Consider the following 14850-nt stretch of genomic DNA (forward strand, 5'->3'; position numbering starts at 1 on the left):
CATGCATCTGGGAGTCGTCGTGCCACGCGTCGAGGACCACAGCACAATCGACCTGGCCGTCGAAGCCGAAGACCACGGCTACGACTCGGTCTGGCTGAACGAACTGTGGGGCGCTAGCTCCGTCGTCGAACTCACGGACATCGCGACCCGAACCGACGACATCGAAATCGGCAGCGCGATACTCAACGTCTTCTCGCGGTCGCCGGCCGTACTGGCGATGACAGCGACGACCCTCGACAGGGTCTCGGACGGGCGGGCAGTGCTGGGTCTGGGAACGAGTACAGCCCGGTCCATTGAGAACATGCACAGCATGGAGTTCGAGCGGCCAGTCCGTCGCGCCCACGAGACCATCGACATCATGAAACGCCTCATGACCAGCGACGAGCGCGTGACATACGACGGCGAAGTGGTCTCGGTCAGGGGCGTGCCCCCGCTAGACCGTGACGTGCCGGTGTACCACGCTGCCCTCGGGCCAGCGAACAGGCGGGTCGTCGCCAGACTCGCCGACGGTTGGCTCCCGCACATGATTCCGTTCTCCGAGCTGGAGTCGGCGTTCGACTACATCGCCGGGACCGCACGCGATGCCGACCGCGACCCGAGCGAGATTACGGTCGCGCCGTACGTGCCGGCAGTGGTCCACGAGGAGTCCGAGCGAGCGCGCGAGGAACTCCGGCAGCACATCGCCTACTACGTCGGCAGCGGCGAGGGCTACCGCCGGGCGGTCGCAGAGACGTATCCGGACCGGGCGGAACGCATCGCCGACGCCTGGCAGGCGGGTGACCGGGGCGAAGCAACAGAACTCGTCACCGACGAAATGACGACTGACCTCGGCATCGCAGGGACGCCAGCACAGGCGCGGGAGAAACGAGATAGCATTGCGGACAGAGATGTCATCGACCGCCTTCTGCTAACTGTGCCACAGCAGGTCGACGGGGAACTGGCTCGGACGACGATTCGCGCGCTGGGACCGAGCTAGAGATCGATCTCCATCATCACTTCGTCGGCGTACTCGTCGCCGAACTTGTAATGGTCCTCGCGGACGGCTTCAGTGTCCCAGCCGTGGCCTTCGAGGAAATCGATTGCGTCACCGTTCGTCGATGGGACAGAATTGTACAGTTTCTCGTAGCCGTTCGACGCCGCCCACTCGGTCCCGCGGGCGAGCAACTGCGAGCCGATGCCGTGGCCCCGATACCGTTCGAGCACACCCAGCGTTAGCTCTGCCGTGTGACTGAGCTTCTCGACCTCCGGGTGCTTGAGATGGACCCACCCGACCACGTCGTCGTTGATGCAGGCGACAAAGAAGATGCGCGACTCCAGTTCATTGTGCCGGAGCAGCACACCCTCGCTGTCCACCACGTCGGCGACGGTCTCCGCGTCGACGTACTCGCCGCCGCCGATAGCGGCCCGGATGGCCCCGACGAGGCCAGTCAGATCCTCCTGTCGCGCCTGGCGGATGGTGAACTCGATGTCGTCGGCCTCGAACTCCTCCTCGACGGTGTCGTTGTAGGCGACGCGGAGTTCGCCGTCGATCTCCTCCAGTACGCCGTCGCGTTTGAGTATCGCGACGTGATGGCCGAACGGTCGTGGGTCCATCTGTAGCGCCGACCGGGCAGCCCTCGGTTCCACCGATCCGTGTGACTCGACGTACTCGTAGATATCCCGTCGGTCCTCGTGGTCGAACTGCAGTGGCTCTGTCAACTCCATGGTATCTGCTACCACGACACAGTACTTAATATTTTATCATAAACAATGTAGGTCTCGGTAAACGGTCGCTACCGCCTTGGAACGCCAGTTAGCACCTGCGCCACGTCGCGGGCGTTGTGGGTGTCGACGAGCAGTTCCGCGGCCTCCCTGATGGCGTAGGAACCGGCTAACTCCACGCCGTAGCAGGCGGCGTAGCAGTCCAGCCAGTCGTTCATCGTCGCCTCCAGGCGCTCGAACTCGGACTCGGTGAACCGGACCCAGGTGCCGCCGGTGCGGGCCTCACAATAGAGCGCGACGGTGGGACCGAAACCCTCCCGGAGCAGGGCCATCGCGCGCTCGTCGTCCGGCGGGTCCGGGTCCAGCGACTCGCGGGCCGTCTCGGCGCGCCGGGCAAGCGCGCGTATCCGGTCGTGATACTGGTGGCTCACGGCTCTCAGCCCTGCTCGAACTCGACGCCCTTGCCCCCGGCGGGGTGTTCCCACTCGGTGTCGGCGACGACCGCGCAGGTCCCACACTCCACGCAGGGCTGGGTGTCGAGGCTCACGAGGTGTTCCTCGTGGCCGTTCGTCTGCACCCGCTCGTCGCGGTAACAGCCCCCGCCGAAGTCCGCGGCACTGACCGGGCAGGCCGTGACAGCGGTCCCCGACGCCTCGAATGACTTGTCTACCAGTTCGATGTGTGGGTCGCCCACGTCGTAGGTCAGGTCACCGATGCGGTCGGCCAGATCAGGCGGCGAGACGGTGTTCTCGTCGTCGACCTCCTCTCCAAGTTCCTCGGCGATGACCGTCGGCAGCGTCACGTAGAGCAGTTTGGTGTCCGGAATCATCGACACCAGCGTCGGCGAGGCGTAGGCCCGTTCGAGCAGACCCGACGCGGCCCGGACGCCGAAGCGACCGACGGCGGATTCGGCGATTGCGTTTGAGAAGTCGTCGACCGGCCCGAGCTCGCCGAGCCGTCCGAACACCTCGTAGCGGGTCGGCCGAAGCTTGTCCATCACGCCCTCGTCGTGCAGTTTCTTCTCGTACAGTTCGCCGGCGCGGTGGGGTTCGTTGCGCGAGCGCGCGTCGGCGAAGGCTTCAGCGGCCAGCGCGCCCGCTGTGACCGCGTGGTTCATCCCCTTGATGATGGGACCCTGAGCCTGCATCTGGCCGGCAGCGTCGCCGACCAAGACGAGGCGGTCCTTGTGGGGCGACGGATGGGCGGCCTTCTTCGAGTCCGGGACCAGTTTGGCGCTGTACTCGCGCTCGTCGTACTCGTCGCCGAGCCACTGGGCCATGAGCGGGTGGGTGAGCAGACTGTCGAGCAGTTCGTGGGGCTCGGCCTCCTCCGCCGCGATGGAGTCGAGGTGGAACACTGTCCCGATAGAAAGCGACGACTCGTTAGTGTAGAGGAAGCCGCCGCCGCGGACCCCGTCGAAGAGGTCGCCCGAGAACAGGTGGGCCGCGCCGTCGTCCGGGTCCACGTCGAAGCGCTCGTTGATGACTGCCGGCGCCACGTCGACGACGGCCTTGACGCCCTGGAACCACTCCTCGGGTTCCTCCCAGTCCATCAGGCCCGCGTCCCGCGCCAGTTCGGAGTTGACGCCGTCGGCGGCTACGACGAGGTCGGCCTTGATCGGGTCGAGTTCCTCCGTCGTTACGCCGACGATTTCCCCCCGCTCGCGCAGCAGGCCGGTGACGTGGACCTCGGTCAGCAGGCCGCCGCCGGTCTCGCGGGTGCGCTCGTGGACCTGCTGGGCGAGCCACGAATCCATCTTCCGGCGCAGCACCGCGTCGGCCCACGCCGTGTCGTGGTGGTGGAGGTCGCCGATGTCGAAGGTCTTGACCTTCTCACCGGCGACGTTGTGGATGTAGTTCTCGGTGACGGGCCGCTCGGTCGCCGCCTCGCGGAAGTCCGGGAACAGCCCGTCGATGGTGTAGGCGGCCGACTCCTCGGCGTAGATGAGGCCGCCGGAGACGTTCTTCGACCCGGCGTCGACGCCGCGTTCGAGGACGGGCGTCTCGACGCCGTTTCGCGCGAGGTTCGCCGCCGCCGCGGCCCCGCCGGGGCCACAGCCGACGACGACCGCCTCGTACTTCTCGGCTGCGTCAGTCATCGCTGACCTCCCCCACGACCGCGCCGAGGTCGCCGGCTTCGACCGCCTCCGTCAGGCGCGGCAGGACCTCGAACAGGTCGCCCTCGATGAGGTAGTCCGAGAAGTCGCGGATGTCGGCGTCCGGGTCGGTGTTGATGGCGATTATCGTGTCCGACTCGTCGCAGCCGACCTTGTGCTGAATCGCGCCGGAGATGCCCGCCGCGATGTACACGTCCGGTTCGACCGCCTGGCCGGACTCGCCGATCTGGCGCTCCTCGGTGACGTACTGCTCGACGTGGCTGTCGAAGGAGTACGACGAGGTGATGACCCCGCGGGACAGCCCAAGGTCGGCGTCCTCGAAGGCGTCGACGAGGTCCAGCGCCTGCTCGATGCCCCGCGTCGGGTCGTCGCCAATGCCCCGACCGACGGCGACGATAACGTCGTGGCCGGTGAGGTCGACACCGCCGGAGAGGCGGTCGTACTCCTCGACTTCGACCTGAAACCACGCATCCTCGAGGTCCATCTCGTAGTCGACGACCTCGCTGTCGCGCTCGTAATCGGGGTCGGGAATCTCGAAGCTCCCCGGGATGACGGACGCCCCCTGCGGGTGGAAATCCCGGTTGGGCTTGTCGATACAGAGGATGGTCGAGTACTCGAAGCCCGAGAAGTCCGGGCGCTTCATGTGCAGGACGCGCTCGAACTCCTTCTTGTCGCCGGCCGTGCCGACCTTCGCGGGGTTGGATATCATCGCGTTCTCGATGTACAGCCCCGAGCAGTCCGACGCTAGTCCGGAGTCGAGTTCGCCCTGGACGAGCGCTGAGAGGTCGCGGCCGTTGTTCGTGGCCGGGAAGACCGTGTAGCGCGGTTCGTGGTAGTCCTTCCAGTCGACTTCCTCGCGGCCCTCGGCGGCCAGGTCGCCGCCCGCGCGGGCCATGTCACAGAAGATTTCGGTGTAGGGCTGGTGGCGGAAGCGTTCGAGGCGGTCGTCCTCGTGATAGAGGACGAGGTCGGCCCCGTAGGCGATGACGTCGTCGACGTGGTCGCTGGCGTCGGCTCCGATGAGCACCGCGACGACGCGCTCGTCGGCATCGTACTCGGAGTTGTAGGTGTCCATCAGGTCGCGGGCCTTCCCGAGCATCTCCTTTGACACGTCCACGAGGTCGCCGGCCTGCGTCTCGCAGTAGACCCACATGTCGCGGTACTCTGCGCCGACGGTCCCCTCGACCCACTGCTTGTCGTTGGTCGGGTGGTCGAGGTCGGGGTACTTCTCCTCCGGCGGGACGTACTCGGCCTCATCGGTCTCTTCCTCGTCGGTTCCCTCGACGGACTCGATGCGGCTCTCTATCTGGGACTTCGCCGTCTTGCGGTCCTCGCCGGCCTGCTCGCGCTCCAGGAGGTCCCGGAGCACCGCGGCGTCGTCGATGTCCCGGACCATGTTCGCCACGTCGGCGACGGTCAGCGTGCCGAGGTCGACGGTCTCCGGGTCTATCTCTCCGTCGCCCTCGTCTTCGACCTTCTCGATGCGGTCCTCGATGAGTGTCTTGACCGGCACACGGTCCTCGCCGCCTTCCTCCAGTTCCAGTATCGCCCGCAGTTCGTCGGCGTCGTCGACGTCCTTTATTTTCGGTCCGAGGTCGGCAATTTCGTACTCTGTGGGGTCGATTTCGACCATTGTCAGTCACCCGCCGCGTACGGCGCGAGTTCGTCCAGCACCGGTCCCAGTGCCTCGCGTTCGTCTGCCTCAATGACCGTGGCCTCCCGCTCCGAGGGGGCCTTCGGAATCGGGTCGACCCCGGCGACGATGGTGGGCGAGCCGTCGAGGCCGATGTAGTCCGGGTCGAGGTTGAGGTCCTCGTGGTCCCAGACCGTCAGATGGTCCTCGTACTCCTCGGCGCGCTCTTTGGTCTCGGCGCGGAGGTCCTTGTGTTTCAGCCGGTGGCTGGCCCGCCGATAGGTCGGTTCGAACTCGGGGTCGGCGACGATGAAACACGGCATCGGCGCTTCGACGGTCTCGATTTCGGAGATGTCGCCGTCGACCAGCCGCTTCGCCCGGACGGTGCCACCATCCTCGTCGATATCGAGCGAGAGAACGTGGGTAATTATCGGCCAGTCCAGACACCAGCAGGTCTGTGGGCCGGTGTGGCCCGTTTCGCCGTCGGCCGTCTTGAATCCAGCAAACACCAGATCGGGCTGCTCGTTGAGGTTCTGCAGGCCGGTAGCGACTGTCATCGCGGTGGCCCAGGTGTCCGCCGCCCCCATCTCCCGGTCCGAGAGGAGATACAGGTCGTCAGCGTACACGTCTGCCATCCCTTCCTGCAACACCTCTTTGTACCCCGGCGGCCCCATGCTCATCAGTGAGACGTGACCGCCGTTACGGACTTTCGTCTGGAACGCGGCCCGTAACGCGTGCTTGTCGTTAGGGTTCATCACCGTCGGTGTCTTGCCCCGTTCGAGATGGCCGTCTTCGTCGAACGATACCTGTCCCTCGCGGAAATCAGGGACGCCTTTGGTCATAACGACTGAGTGCATGGCAGTATGGCCCTCGTAAGTGAATGTCACACAATAATATATAATAAATGTATGTTTACAATTCTCGATGACAGGTCTCAGCGGGCAGAGAGTCCAGCAACCCAAAGGAACCCGCGGACTGACAGCTACGGGCCGTTTATGTTCATGACATGGCTACTGCAAACCCGTGAAAACAGGCGGATTCGGGAACTCAGATACGACCAGCGCGGCCCGGGTCCACGTCGATAGCGTCGACCGGACACACGTCGACACAGAGCATACAGTCGATGCACTGGTCCTCGTGAGCGGGGTCGGCTTTGATTTCGCTCTCCGGGTGATCCGGCGAGTCGACCCACTCGAACACGTCGACGGGGCAGTCTTCCAGACACGCGCCGTCGGCGATGCAGATGTCGAAATCGACGGCGACGTGTGTCCCGTGGATACCCAGTTCCTCGGGTTCGTCGACCGGTCCCCAGACGTCGTGTCCGTCGTGCTGTTCGACAACGTCGCGGTTCTCCTCGAACTCCGGGTCTATGGCCATTGGTATCTTATCTCACTTTTGAAAGCTACTTAACTTTTCGACCTGACCGTCAGAATCCGGGGCCGTCGGAGCGATCCAGACCCCTGCCGCCCGCCGGCCCGGGGTCGCCGATGCGGTCGGTCGGGTCCGGCAGGTCGCCGCCAGGCACTCCGGTGTCGTCGACCGCGTCGGCGGCGTCCGGCCCGGCGACGGCTCCCCGGAGGAACTCGACGGTCCGCTCGTATACGTCGTCGTAGTGAGCGCCGTGGAACGGGAACCCGTGGTCCGCCGACACCGACTCGTGAGCCACGTCGGTCATCGGTCCGAGGGCGTCGGCCAGCAGTTCGGACTGGGACGGCGGGACGGTCTCGTCCTCGGTGCCGTGGAGCAACAGCGTCGGGGGCGCGTCGGTGTCGGCCTGTGCGACCGGCGAGGCCAGGTCGTAGGCCGCGGGCTCGTCGTCGGGCCCGCCGCCGAGGTACTGGCGGTGGAACCGCTGTCCCTCCCCCATCTCGGCGTCGAGCGCGCGGAAATCGTAGACGCCGGCGTAGCCGACGGCGGCCGACAGGCGGGAGGACGCGCCGGGGTACAGCTCGGGTTCAAACCCGGGCTCGTCGGCCGTCAGCGCGGCCAGGACGACGAGGTTCGCGCCGGCAGAGTGGCCGACGCCGACGATTCGGTCGGTGTCAGCGGCGTAGCCCTCGCCCTCCGCCTGAACCCACTCGATAGCGGCCTTCACGTCCACCAGCGCCGCGGGGAAGGTCCACTCGGGTGCGAGGCGGTACTGGGGTTCGATGACGAGGAAGCCGTCCGCCGCGAGGTCGAGCGCGTGCCGGGCGAACTCGCCCTTGTCGCCGAACGCGAACGCGCCGCCGCGGACGAGCACAGCGACCGGCTTCGGGCCGCTGGCCGCCGGCGAGTCGTACAGGTCGAGCGTCAGCGTCTCGCCGTCGACCTCCTGGAACGGGATGTCGCGCTGGACGGTCACCGACTCGGGAGCGGGGTCTGTCACGGGCAACGGTCGGGCCGTCACGGGCTTAAGCCCGACGCTATTCGCTCTCGACCCCCTCTGAGTCGGGGTTGAATGCTGTGTCGACACCGCCAGCGGCCAGCGACGCCTCGGCCCCGCCGGCCCCGACTTCCGCGAGGGCGTCCTCGAAGTGGGCCATCGTCAGAGCGACGTCGTCGAGTTCGCCGTCGGACCCGACGTACTCGCGGACGGCCGCGGCCGCCGCCTCTCGACAGACGGCCTCGATGTCGGCCCCGACGTAACCCTCGGTCCGCTCGGCCAGGTCGTCGAGGTCTACGTCGTCGGCCAGGGGCTTGTCGCGGGTGTGGACCGCGAAGATGTCGCGTCTCGCGTCTTCGTCGGGTTCTTCCACGGCGATGTGGCGGTCGAGTCGCCCGGGGCGCAAGAGCGCGTCGTCGATGAGGTCCGGGCGGTTCGTGGTGGCGATGACCACCACGTCCTCCAGTTCTTCGAGGCCGTCGAGTTCCGTCAAGAGTTGCGAGACGACGCGCTCGCCGACGTTGGAGTCGCCGACGCCGCCGGTCCGCTCGGCCGCGATGGCGTCAATCTCGTCGAAGAACACCACAGTCGGGGCGTTCTCGCGGGCCTTGCTGAACACGTCACGGATCCCCTTTTCGCTCTCGCCGACGTACTTGTTCAGCAGTTCGGGCCCCTTGATGGAGATGAAGTTGGACTGGGCCTCGTTGGCGACGGCCTTGGCAAGCAGCGTCTTCCCAGTGCCGGGCGGGCCATAGAGAAGGACTCCCTTCGCCGGTTCGAGGCCGACGTGGTCGTAGGCGTCGCCGTGTTCCAGGGGCCACTGGACGGTCTCGCGCAGGCGCTCCTTGGCCTCGGCCAGGCCGCCGACGTCGTCCCACGTCACGTCGGGCACTTCGACGAACACCTCGCGCATCGCCGAGGGCTCGATGCTGCGAAGCGCTGCACGGAAGTCATCGTCGGTGATTTCGATAGCGTCGAGCACCGAGGCGTCGATGCGGTCTTCTTCTAAATCCAGTTCGGGACGGACCCGGCGCAGCGCGTGCATCGCGCCCTCCCTGGCGAGGTTCTCGATGTCGGCCCCGACGAAGCCGTGGGTGTTCTCGGCGTAGGTGTCGAGGTCGATTCTCTCTGCCAGCGGCATCCCACGGGTGTGAATCTGTAGGATTTCCTTGCGGCCATCGCGGTCAGGGACGCCGATTTCGATTTCGCGGTCGAAGCGGCCGGGGCGGCGCAGCGCCGGGTCCACGCTGTCGACGCGGTTGGTCGTCCCGATGACGGTAATCTGGCCCCGCTCTTTGAGGCCGTCCATCAGGCTGAGCAACTGGGCGACGACCCGGCGCTCGACGTCGCCGCTGACCTCCTCGCGTTTGGGCGCGATGGAGTCGAGTTCGTCGATGAAGACGATGGCCGGTTCGTTCTCCTCGGCCTCGTCGAAGACCTCGCGGAGCTGCTCCTCGCTCTCGCCGTAGTACTTCGACATGATCTCCGGCCCAGATATCGTCTGGAAGTGTGCGTCGATTTCGTTGGCGACAGCGCGGGCGATGAGCGTCTTGCCGGTGCCGGGCGGGCCGTGCAGCAGGACGCCCTTCGGCGGCTCGATACCGAGCGTCTGGAACAGTTCGGGGTGGCGCATCGGCAATTCGATCATCTCCCGGACCTGTTCGAGCTCGTCGTCGAGACCGCCGACGTCCTCGTAGGTGACGCCGGGCATCTCCGGTTCGGGCGAGTCCGCGCGTTCGACGTCGACGGTGTCGGCGGGCTGGTCCGCGAGGTCGACCGCGGTCGACCCGGTCACGACGACCGGCCCGGACGGCGTGGTGTCGACGACCTGGGCGGGCACCCGTCGGTTAGACTGTCTGGAAAGCAACCCGAATCCGAGCGGGAGCGCGATGGTCTGGCCGACAGTCACGGCCTGGTCGGCCAGCTGCTCCCGGACGTGGGGACCGAGGTCGCCCTGTATCCGGAGCCCCTCGGGCAGGGTGAGGGTGACCCGCTCGGCCTCACTGACAGTGGTCGGTTCGACGGTCACGCGGTCGTCGACGCTGACGCCAGCCGTGTTCCGCAACTGGCCGTCAATACGGACGTACCCGCGGCCGGCGTCGCTGCGGTCACTCGGCCATGCTCTGGCGATGGCCGACCGGTCGCTTGTGCGTCCCTCTATGCGGACGAAGTCACCGCTGCTTAGCGAACTGTCCTCCAGGACCTGCCGGTCGATGACTGCCATCCCACTCCCCGGCTCTCTGTTCTTGAGTGGCTTGACAGTCAGTTGCATCGGTAGTGGAACAAAAAACTCGGTTATCGAGCGGTACGCCTGTGGCCCGACGGTTAGCCTTCGACCTCTATCTGCTTGCCGCGGGCCGTCGCGCCTGCCTCGACAGGCAGACGCACTTCGAGGATACCGTTCGTGTAGTTCGCAGCGATACCCTCGTCGTCAATGCGCTTCGGGAACCGGAAGCGTCGGTGGTACGTCCGACGCTCGCCTCGCTGTTCGTCCTCGCGCTCGGCAGCGATGTTCAGCATGCCGTCGTCCCAGGAGACGTCGATGTCCCCGACGTCGAAACCCGGGAGTTCGACGTTGAGGACGAACTCGTCGTCCTCTTCGTACAGTTCGTAGTCGTCGCTACCTGTTTCGAACAAGCGGGACGGAAGGTCAAAGCTGCGCATCCAGGAACTCGGTGTGGTCGTTGGCAGGGCCATTGGCCATCACCTCGTATCCATTTGACACTAGTGTTGTGGTTCGTAAAAAATCTTACCAATTTTGATAAATGATAACACACAACAGCTAGAACGTAAGCGAACCGTTACGGTACAGAGGCCGGAGTCAGGCCAGCGGGACCGGCGACTCGCGCGTGTCAGGGATGTGCGAAGTACGCGACGGACTCCGCGTCCGGGTCGTCCGCGACCTCGTCGAGGCGGGCGAACCCGATACGTTCGAACTGGACGACCTCGTCGGCGTCGTAATCGAGCAGGCCGGGTTCCGCCACACCTGACACGTCGCCGTCCATTGTCCGGAGGCGGAGGCGTGGGCCGTCGGCCGGTGCCCAGTGAATCACGTCGACGCCCTCCTCGCGGACCGCGTCAATGTCGTCGCCGGTGTACTCGAAGGCGTCACGAGTGTGGCGCACGCAGCCGTATCCCTTGAGCCAGACCCGTTCGCCGTGTCCCGGCAAGTCGTCGCCTTCGACGGCAACACCACTGGTCACCGGAATCTCGCGGCGGCCACGCTCCTCGAAGTCGGGGTGGAGCGGCGGTTCACCGGCCTCGGGACCGCCGACGACCTGGCGCTCAACGAGGCCGCCGTGAGCCTCGTCGTCCCGGACGAAGAACGCCCGGTCCGAGGCGTCGTCGACAAGGTCGCGGTTGTTCGAGTAGATGGAGGACATCGCGAGGTCGACGTTCGAGGTGGACGTGCCCAGTTGAATCATCGCGTCGACGACGGCCTCGCCGCGGATGCCCCGGCGTTCGAGGCTGGCGACGGTCGGCGCGCGGGGGTCGTCCCAGCCCGCGAGGTCGCCGTCCGCGATGAGTTCAGCGATGCTCGACGTGGACAGCGGCACGTCGTAGGCATCGACCTGGACGTGGCCCCAGTGGATGACCTCGGGGTACTCCCAGCCGAAGTAGTCATAGACGAACTGCTGGCGCTTCGCGGAGTCCTGGAGGTCGATGCCGCGGATGATGTGGGTCACGCCGAGCAGGTGGTCGTCCAGCCCGCTCTGGAAGTCCAGCATCGGCCAGCAGCGGTACTCTTCGGCCGCCTCGCGTGGATGTGGTGTGTCGATCATCCGGAAGGCCACGAAATCCCGGAGCGCCGGGTTCTTGTGGGTGATGTCGGTGCGGACCCGCAGGACCATCTCGCCGCTCTCGTACTCGCCGTCGACCATCGCCTCGAACTCCTCGCGGGTGGTCTCGGCGTCCTTCTCGCGGTGAGGACAGGCCTCGCCGCTGTTTTTCAGGTCGGAGAACTCACCCTGGGGACACGAGCAGGTGTAGGCCCCGCCCAACTCGATGAGGTCGCGAGCGTGCTCGTAGTACGTCTCGACGCGGTCGCTGGCGTTCACCACATCGTCGGGCTCGAAGCCCAGATAGTCGATTGCGTCCAGTATCGCGTCGTAGGCGTCCAGATCCGGCCGCTTGGTCTCGGGGTCGGTGTCGTCGAAGCGGCAGATGAACTCCCCGTCGTAGCGCTCCTTGTACGTCCCGACGACGGCGGCCATCCGCGCGTGGCCGATGTGCCACGGGCCGTTAGGGTTGGGCGCGACCCGCATCCGCACGGTGTCGTACTCCTCTGTGTTGGGCAGGTCCGGCAGCGGGTGGTCCTCACCCTCGTCTTCGGCTTCCAGTTCTTCGAGCTTCGCGGGGGCGAGTTCGGCCAGTCGCTCGCGGCGCTCGTCGGCGTCCATGCCGTTGACCCGCTCGACGACCGGAGCGATGACGCCCGGAATCTCGTCGCCGTACTCGCGGAACTCGGGGTTCTCGCCCATGAGCGGGCCCATTATTGCGCCGACCTGTGCCTCGCTATCGTGTTTGACCGCGTTGAGGAGGGCGTTCGTCTCCGCCGCCTCCGTGATTCGGTCTCGCAGCTCGTCGTCCATTACCGGGACCTGCGACTGGGAGGGTCAAAACGCCGTCGGACCACCTTTTTCAGCGTCGGGTTCGCGCTGACCGCGCGAACCGCTCCTCGAAAAACGTGGGCGAAAAAGCGGAGCCCCCACGCTGTTCGGGCCCGTGAACCGACGGCTTCGCCGGCGGATACTCGTCTCCACCCATCGTTTCTTTTACCCAGCTATATGCGCCCCTATCTTCTCCAGCGCCTCAACCCCGGTCACCTCGCCGGACTGGTCGGGAATCGTCCACAGGTCCAGGTCCGGCAGCGACGCCCGCAGTTGTTCGATGGCCTCGTCCTGTACTGCTTGCTTGCCCCGACAGCGCTCGCAGTCGCCGGCGTCCTCGATGACCTTGTTCACCACGAGCGTCGTCACCGGGACCTCGAACTCGCGGAGCCGCTCGACCAGCCGCTCGGACTCGCGGACGGCCATCGTCTCGGGGATGGTGACGACGCGGAACGCGGTCCGGTCGGGGTTCCGCAACACTGTGCCGACCCGCTCCATCCGCTCACGCATCGCCGTGAAGTCGTCCGGGCCGTCGTCGCGGCGACGCGCCATCGGGCCGAACATCATCGTCCGGGCGGTGTTGACCTTCCGGCGGACCTGGTCGCGGAGGTCCATCGCTGTCGCCACGCCGCGGTCGAGCACCGACGGGAGGTCCAGCAGGCGGAGCGTGTGGCCGGTCGGCGCGGTGTCGAACACTACGCGGTCCCAGCGGTCGCTCTCGACGTACGTCGCCATGCCCTCGATGGCCGCCAGTTCGTCGCTGCCGGGCATCACGCCGGAGCTGAACAGCTCCGCGACCTCCTCTTCGTCCATCCGGATGCCGGCGTCGGAGAACTCCGCCGCCAGCGCCTCGAACAGCGAGCGGTAGCGGTCGATGCCGGTCTGTGGGTCCACCTCGACGCCCCACAGCCCCGGCCGGATTTCCGTCGGGTCGCCGCTGACCTCGGCCTCGACGGCGTCGCCAAGCGAGTGTGCGGGGTCCGTCGAAACGACGAGCGTCTCGTGGCCCGCCGCTGCCAACCGGTGGCCGGTCGCCGCGGCCACGGTCGTCTTGCCGACGCCGCCCTTGCCGCCGTAGAGAAGGAACCGAGTCACACGGCTGCCTAGGAACTGATACGTCTTAGTTGCTGACCAGCACCATTCAGGGTCAATAGCTACCCTACTGCCAGACGCGGACGACACCGTCACTGCGACCGACAGCAATGCTCAAGCCGCCGTCGCCAGTTGGTGTCGCCGCAACGTTCGAGGCGAGCGACGCGCCGATGTCACGCTGGGCCGCCTGCCGAACGCCGTCCTGCCGCTGGAGTGCGACGAGCTTCCGGCGCTTCTGGGTCGGGACGACCAGCGTCTGTCGGCCATCGCCGAGCAGATCTCCGGCGAGTCCACCGTCGAGGATACGCGAGCCGAATGCGTGCGAGGAGACGCCGTCGTAGCGGGCCGCGATTGAGAGCCGGTCACCGTCGATACAGTAGAACTCCACCGTCCCGCCGATGTGTGGGGTGCGAACGACGGCGATTTCGGGCGCCCCGTCGGGGGAGAACGGCGCGACACAGAGCTGGTGGCGCCAACGAAAGCCCGTCCCGATTGCGGGCCCAGTCGCGACGCGCTCGCCGTCCAGTCCGTAGGCGGCCACCCGAGCGCCTTCATCGGGCCCGGTGACGGTGACGAGTACTTCGGGGTCACCATCGTCGTCAATGTCCGCAAGGATCGGTGCTACACCTTCGACAACCGTTGGTTCAGGCAGTTGAACTCGGCGGCGGACGGTCCCACTCCCGTCTGCGACAAACAGAACGATAGCGCTGGCCTCAACCTCGTCACCGAGCGCTCCGTGGTCGTATCGCTCCGTCGCACCGGCGAGCACAGCAGCGACATCGTCCTGCCAGACGATTCGGGCGTCGGGCAGAGCATCCTCGATGAGCAGGTCACCGTCCACGTGGACGGCCCCGGACTTGGTCACCATCGCGATGGTACCATCGGGAAACTGGACGGCGTGGGTGTTGGGTCCTGTCTCATCGGCAGTGAGGAACCGAACGCCGTTGTCCTGAACAACCACGGCTGGTGGCTGGCCCGCCGGCAGGTCGGGTTCGATGACAACCGATTCAACTCGGTCCTGACCCACCCGAACCGCCTCTGGGGCCCCTGTCTCTGGAACGACAACCCAGAGACTCCCGCCCTCGACTGGCAGTCCGACGAGCCACTTCGGGTGGCCCTCAATGGCGATGTCTATCGGGTCGACGGCGTCGAACCGGCCCGAACCTGAAATGTGACGATTGCCGGAGGGCTGGAGATGCGTGTAGCGAACCGTCTCCGTGGTGCTGGTCACCGTTGCTGTCGGGCGTGGTGTTGTGGTCCGCTGACTCGTCGTTCCACAGCCAGCGAAAAGTCCGGCGACACCGGCGAGAACGGCTCGCCGGGTCTGGTCCAT

At 66.2% G+C, this 14850-nt stretch carries 13 protein-coding genes; 1 reads left to right on the forward strand and 12 read right to left on the reverse strand.

The window, feature by feature from the left end; all coding sequences use genetic code 11:
• The first annotated feature begins 1 nt into the window (after window position 1).
• A complete protein-coding gene (locus tag D3D01_RS01600) occupies window positions 2-976 on the forward strand; it encodes an LLM class flavin-dependent oxidoreductase (RefSeq protein ID WP_121511031.1) in 975 nt (324 codons plus the stop codon).
• On the opposite strand, the gene D3D01_RS01605 is transcribed toward D3D01_RS01600, so the two are convergent.
• The 12 genes from D3D01_RS01605 to D3D01_RS01660 form a co-directional block, all read right to left on the reverse strand.
• Window positions 973-1704 (reverse strand): GNAT family N-acetyltransferase, encoded by a 732-nt coding sequence (locus tag D3D01_RS01605; RefSeq protein WP_101349524.1) that lies wholly within the window; start codon window positions 1702-1704, stop codon window positions 973-975. The genes D3D01_RS01600 and D3D01_RS01605 overlap by 4 nt on opposite strands.
• Window positions 1705-1772: 68 nt before the next feature.
• The gene (locus D3D01_RS01610) at window positions 1773-2132 is read right to left on the reverse strand and encodes a hypothetical protein (RefSeq protein WP_121511032.1); all 360 of its coding nucleotides are present in this window, start codon (window positions 2130-2132) and stop codon (window positions 1773-1775) included.
• 5 nt (window positions 2133-2137) lie between these two features.
• Complete coding sequence (locus D3D01_RS01615; RefSeq protein ID WP_121511033.1) at window positions 2138-3799, reverse strand: FAD-dependent monooxygenase; 1662 nt, start codon at window positions 3797-3799, stop codon at window positions 2138-2140.
• Window positions 3792-5450, reverse strand: coding sequence for an electron transfer flavoprotein subunit alpha/FixB family protein (locus D3D01_RS01620; RefSeq protein ID WP_121511034.1), 1659 nt, complete (start codon window positions 5448-5450; stop codon window positions 3792-3794). The genes D3D01_RS01615 and D3D01_RS01620 overlap by 8 nt, the downstream gene beginning before the upstream one ends.
• Before the next feature lie 2 nt (window positions 5451-5452).
• A complete protein-coding gene (locus D3D01_RS01625) occupies window positions 5453-6307 on the reverse strand; it encodes an electron transfer flavoprotein subunit beta/FixA family protein (RefSeq protein ID WP_121511035.1) in 855 nt (284 codons plus the stop codon).
• A gap of 190 nt (window positions 6308-6497) precedes the next feature.
• Window positions 6498-6827: a ferredoxin family protein gene (locus D3D01_RS01630; protein WP_101349519.1), complete on the reverse strand. Its 330-nt coding sequence runs from the start codon at window positions 6825-6827 to the stop codon at window positions 6498-6500.
• A 49-nt stretch (window positions 6828-6876) separates the two neighbouring features.
• Window positions 6877-7818 carry an alpha/beta hydrolase gene (locus D3D01_RS01635; RefSeq protein ID WP_121511036.1) on the reverse strand — a complete coding sequence of 314 codons (942 nt, stop codon included), beginning with the start codon at window positions 7816-7818 and terminating at the stop codon, window positions 6877-6879.
• Between the two features lie 37 nt (window positions 7819-7855).
• The gene (locus tag D3D01_RS01640; RefSeq protein WP_121511037.1) at window positions 7856-10087 is read right to left on the reverse strand and encodes a CDC48 family AAA ATPase; all 2232 of its coding nucleotides are present in this window, start codon (window positions 10085-10087) and stop codon (window positions 7856-7858) included.
• A 53-nt stretch (window positions 10088-10140) separates the two neighbouring features.
• Window positions 10141-10512 (reverse strand): Hsp20/alpha crystallin family protein, encoded by a 372-nt coding sequence (locus tag D3D01_RS01645; protein WP_101349516.1) that lies wholly within the window; start codon window positions 10510-10512, stop codon window positions 10141-10143.
• A 155-nt stretch (window positions 10513-10667) separates the two neighbouring features.
• Window positions 10668-12407 carry a glutamate--tRNA ligase gene (locus D3D01_RS01650; protein ID WP_121511038.1) on the reverse strand — a complete coding sequence of 580 codons (1740 nt, stop codon included), beginning with the start codon at window positions 12405-12407 and terminating at the stop codon, window positions 10668-10670.
• Between the two features lie 183 nt (window positions 12408-12590).
• Complete coding sequence (locus D3D01_RS01655; protein ID WP_121511039.1) at window positions 12591-13520, reverse strand: ArsA family ATPase; 930 nt, start codon at window positions 13518-13520, stop codon at window positions 12591-12593.
• 64 nt (window positions 13521-13584) lie between these two features.
• The gene (locus D3D01_RS01660; RefSeq protein WP_121511040.1) at window positions 13585-14850 is read right to left on the reverse strand and encodes a VCBS repeat-containing protein; all 1266 of its coding nucleotides are present in this window, start codon (window positions 14848-14850) and stop codon (window positions 13585-13587) included.

The sequence above is a fragment of the Haloarcula sp. Atlit-7R genome (assembly GCF_003666065.1).
Lineage (GTDB): Archaea > Halobacteriota > Halobacteria > Halobacteriales > Haloarculaceae > Haloarcula > Haloarcula taiwanensis.

Bases quoted from the DNA above. Each gene is read 5' to 3' on its own strand.
- D3D01_RS01600 (WP_121511031.1), top strand. From the start codon at position 2: ATGCATCTGGGAGTCGTCGTGCCACGCGTCGAGGACCACAGCACAATC.
- D3D01_RS01605 (WP_101349524.1), bottom strand. From the start codon at position 1,704: ATGGAGTTGACAGAGCCACTGCAGTTCGACCACGAGGACCGACGGGAT.
- D3D01_RS01615 (WP_121511033.1), bottom strand. From the start codon at position 3,799: ATGACTGACGCAGCCGAGAAGTACGAGGCGGTCGTCGTCGGCTGTGGC.
- D3D01_RS01620 (WP_121511034.1), bottom strand. From the start codon at position 5,450: ATGGTCGAAATCGACCCCACAGAGTACGAAATTGCCGACCTCGGACCG.
- D3D01_RS01625 (WP_121511035.1), bottom strand. From the start codon at position 6,307: ATGCACTCAGTCGTTATGACCAAAGGCGTCCCTGATTTCCGCGAGGGA.
- D3D01_RS01630 (WP_101349519.1), bottom strand. From the start codon at position 6,827: ATGGCCATAGACCCGGAGTTCGAGGAGAACCGCGACGTTGTCGAACAG.
- D3D01_RS01640 (WP_121511037.1), bottom strand. From the start codon at position 10,087: ATGCAACTGACTGTCAAGCCACTCAAGAACAGAGAGCCGGGGAGTGGG.
- D3D01_RS01645 (WP_101349516.1), bottom strand. From the start codon at position 10,512: ATGGCCCTGCCAACGACCACACCGAGTTCCTGGATGCGCAGCTTTGAC.
- D3D01_RS01650 (WP_121511038.1), bottom strand. From the start codon at position 12,407: ATGGACGACGAGCTGCGAGACCGAATCACGGAGGCGGCGGAGACGAAC.
- D3D01_RS01660 (WP_121511040.1), bottom strand. From the start codon at position 14,850: ATGGACCAGACCCGGCGAGCCGTTCTCGCCGGTGTCGCCGGACTTTTC.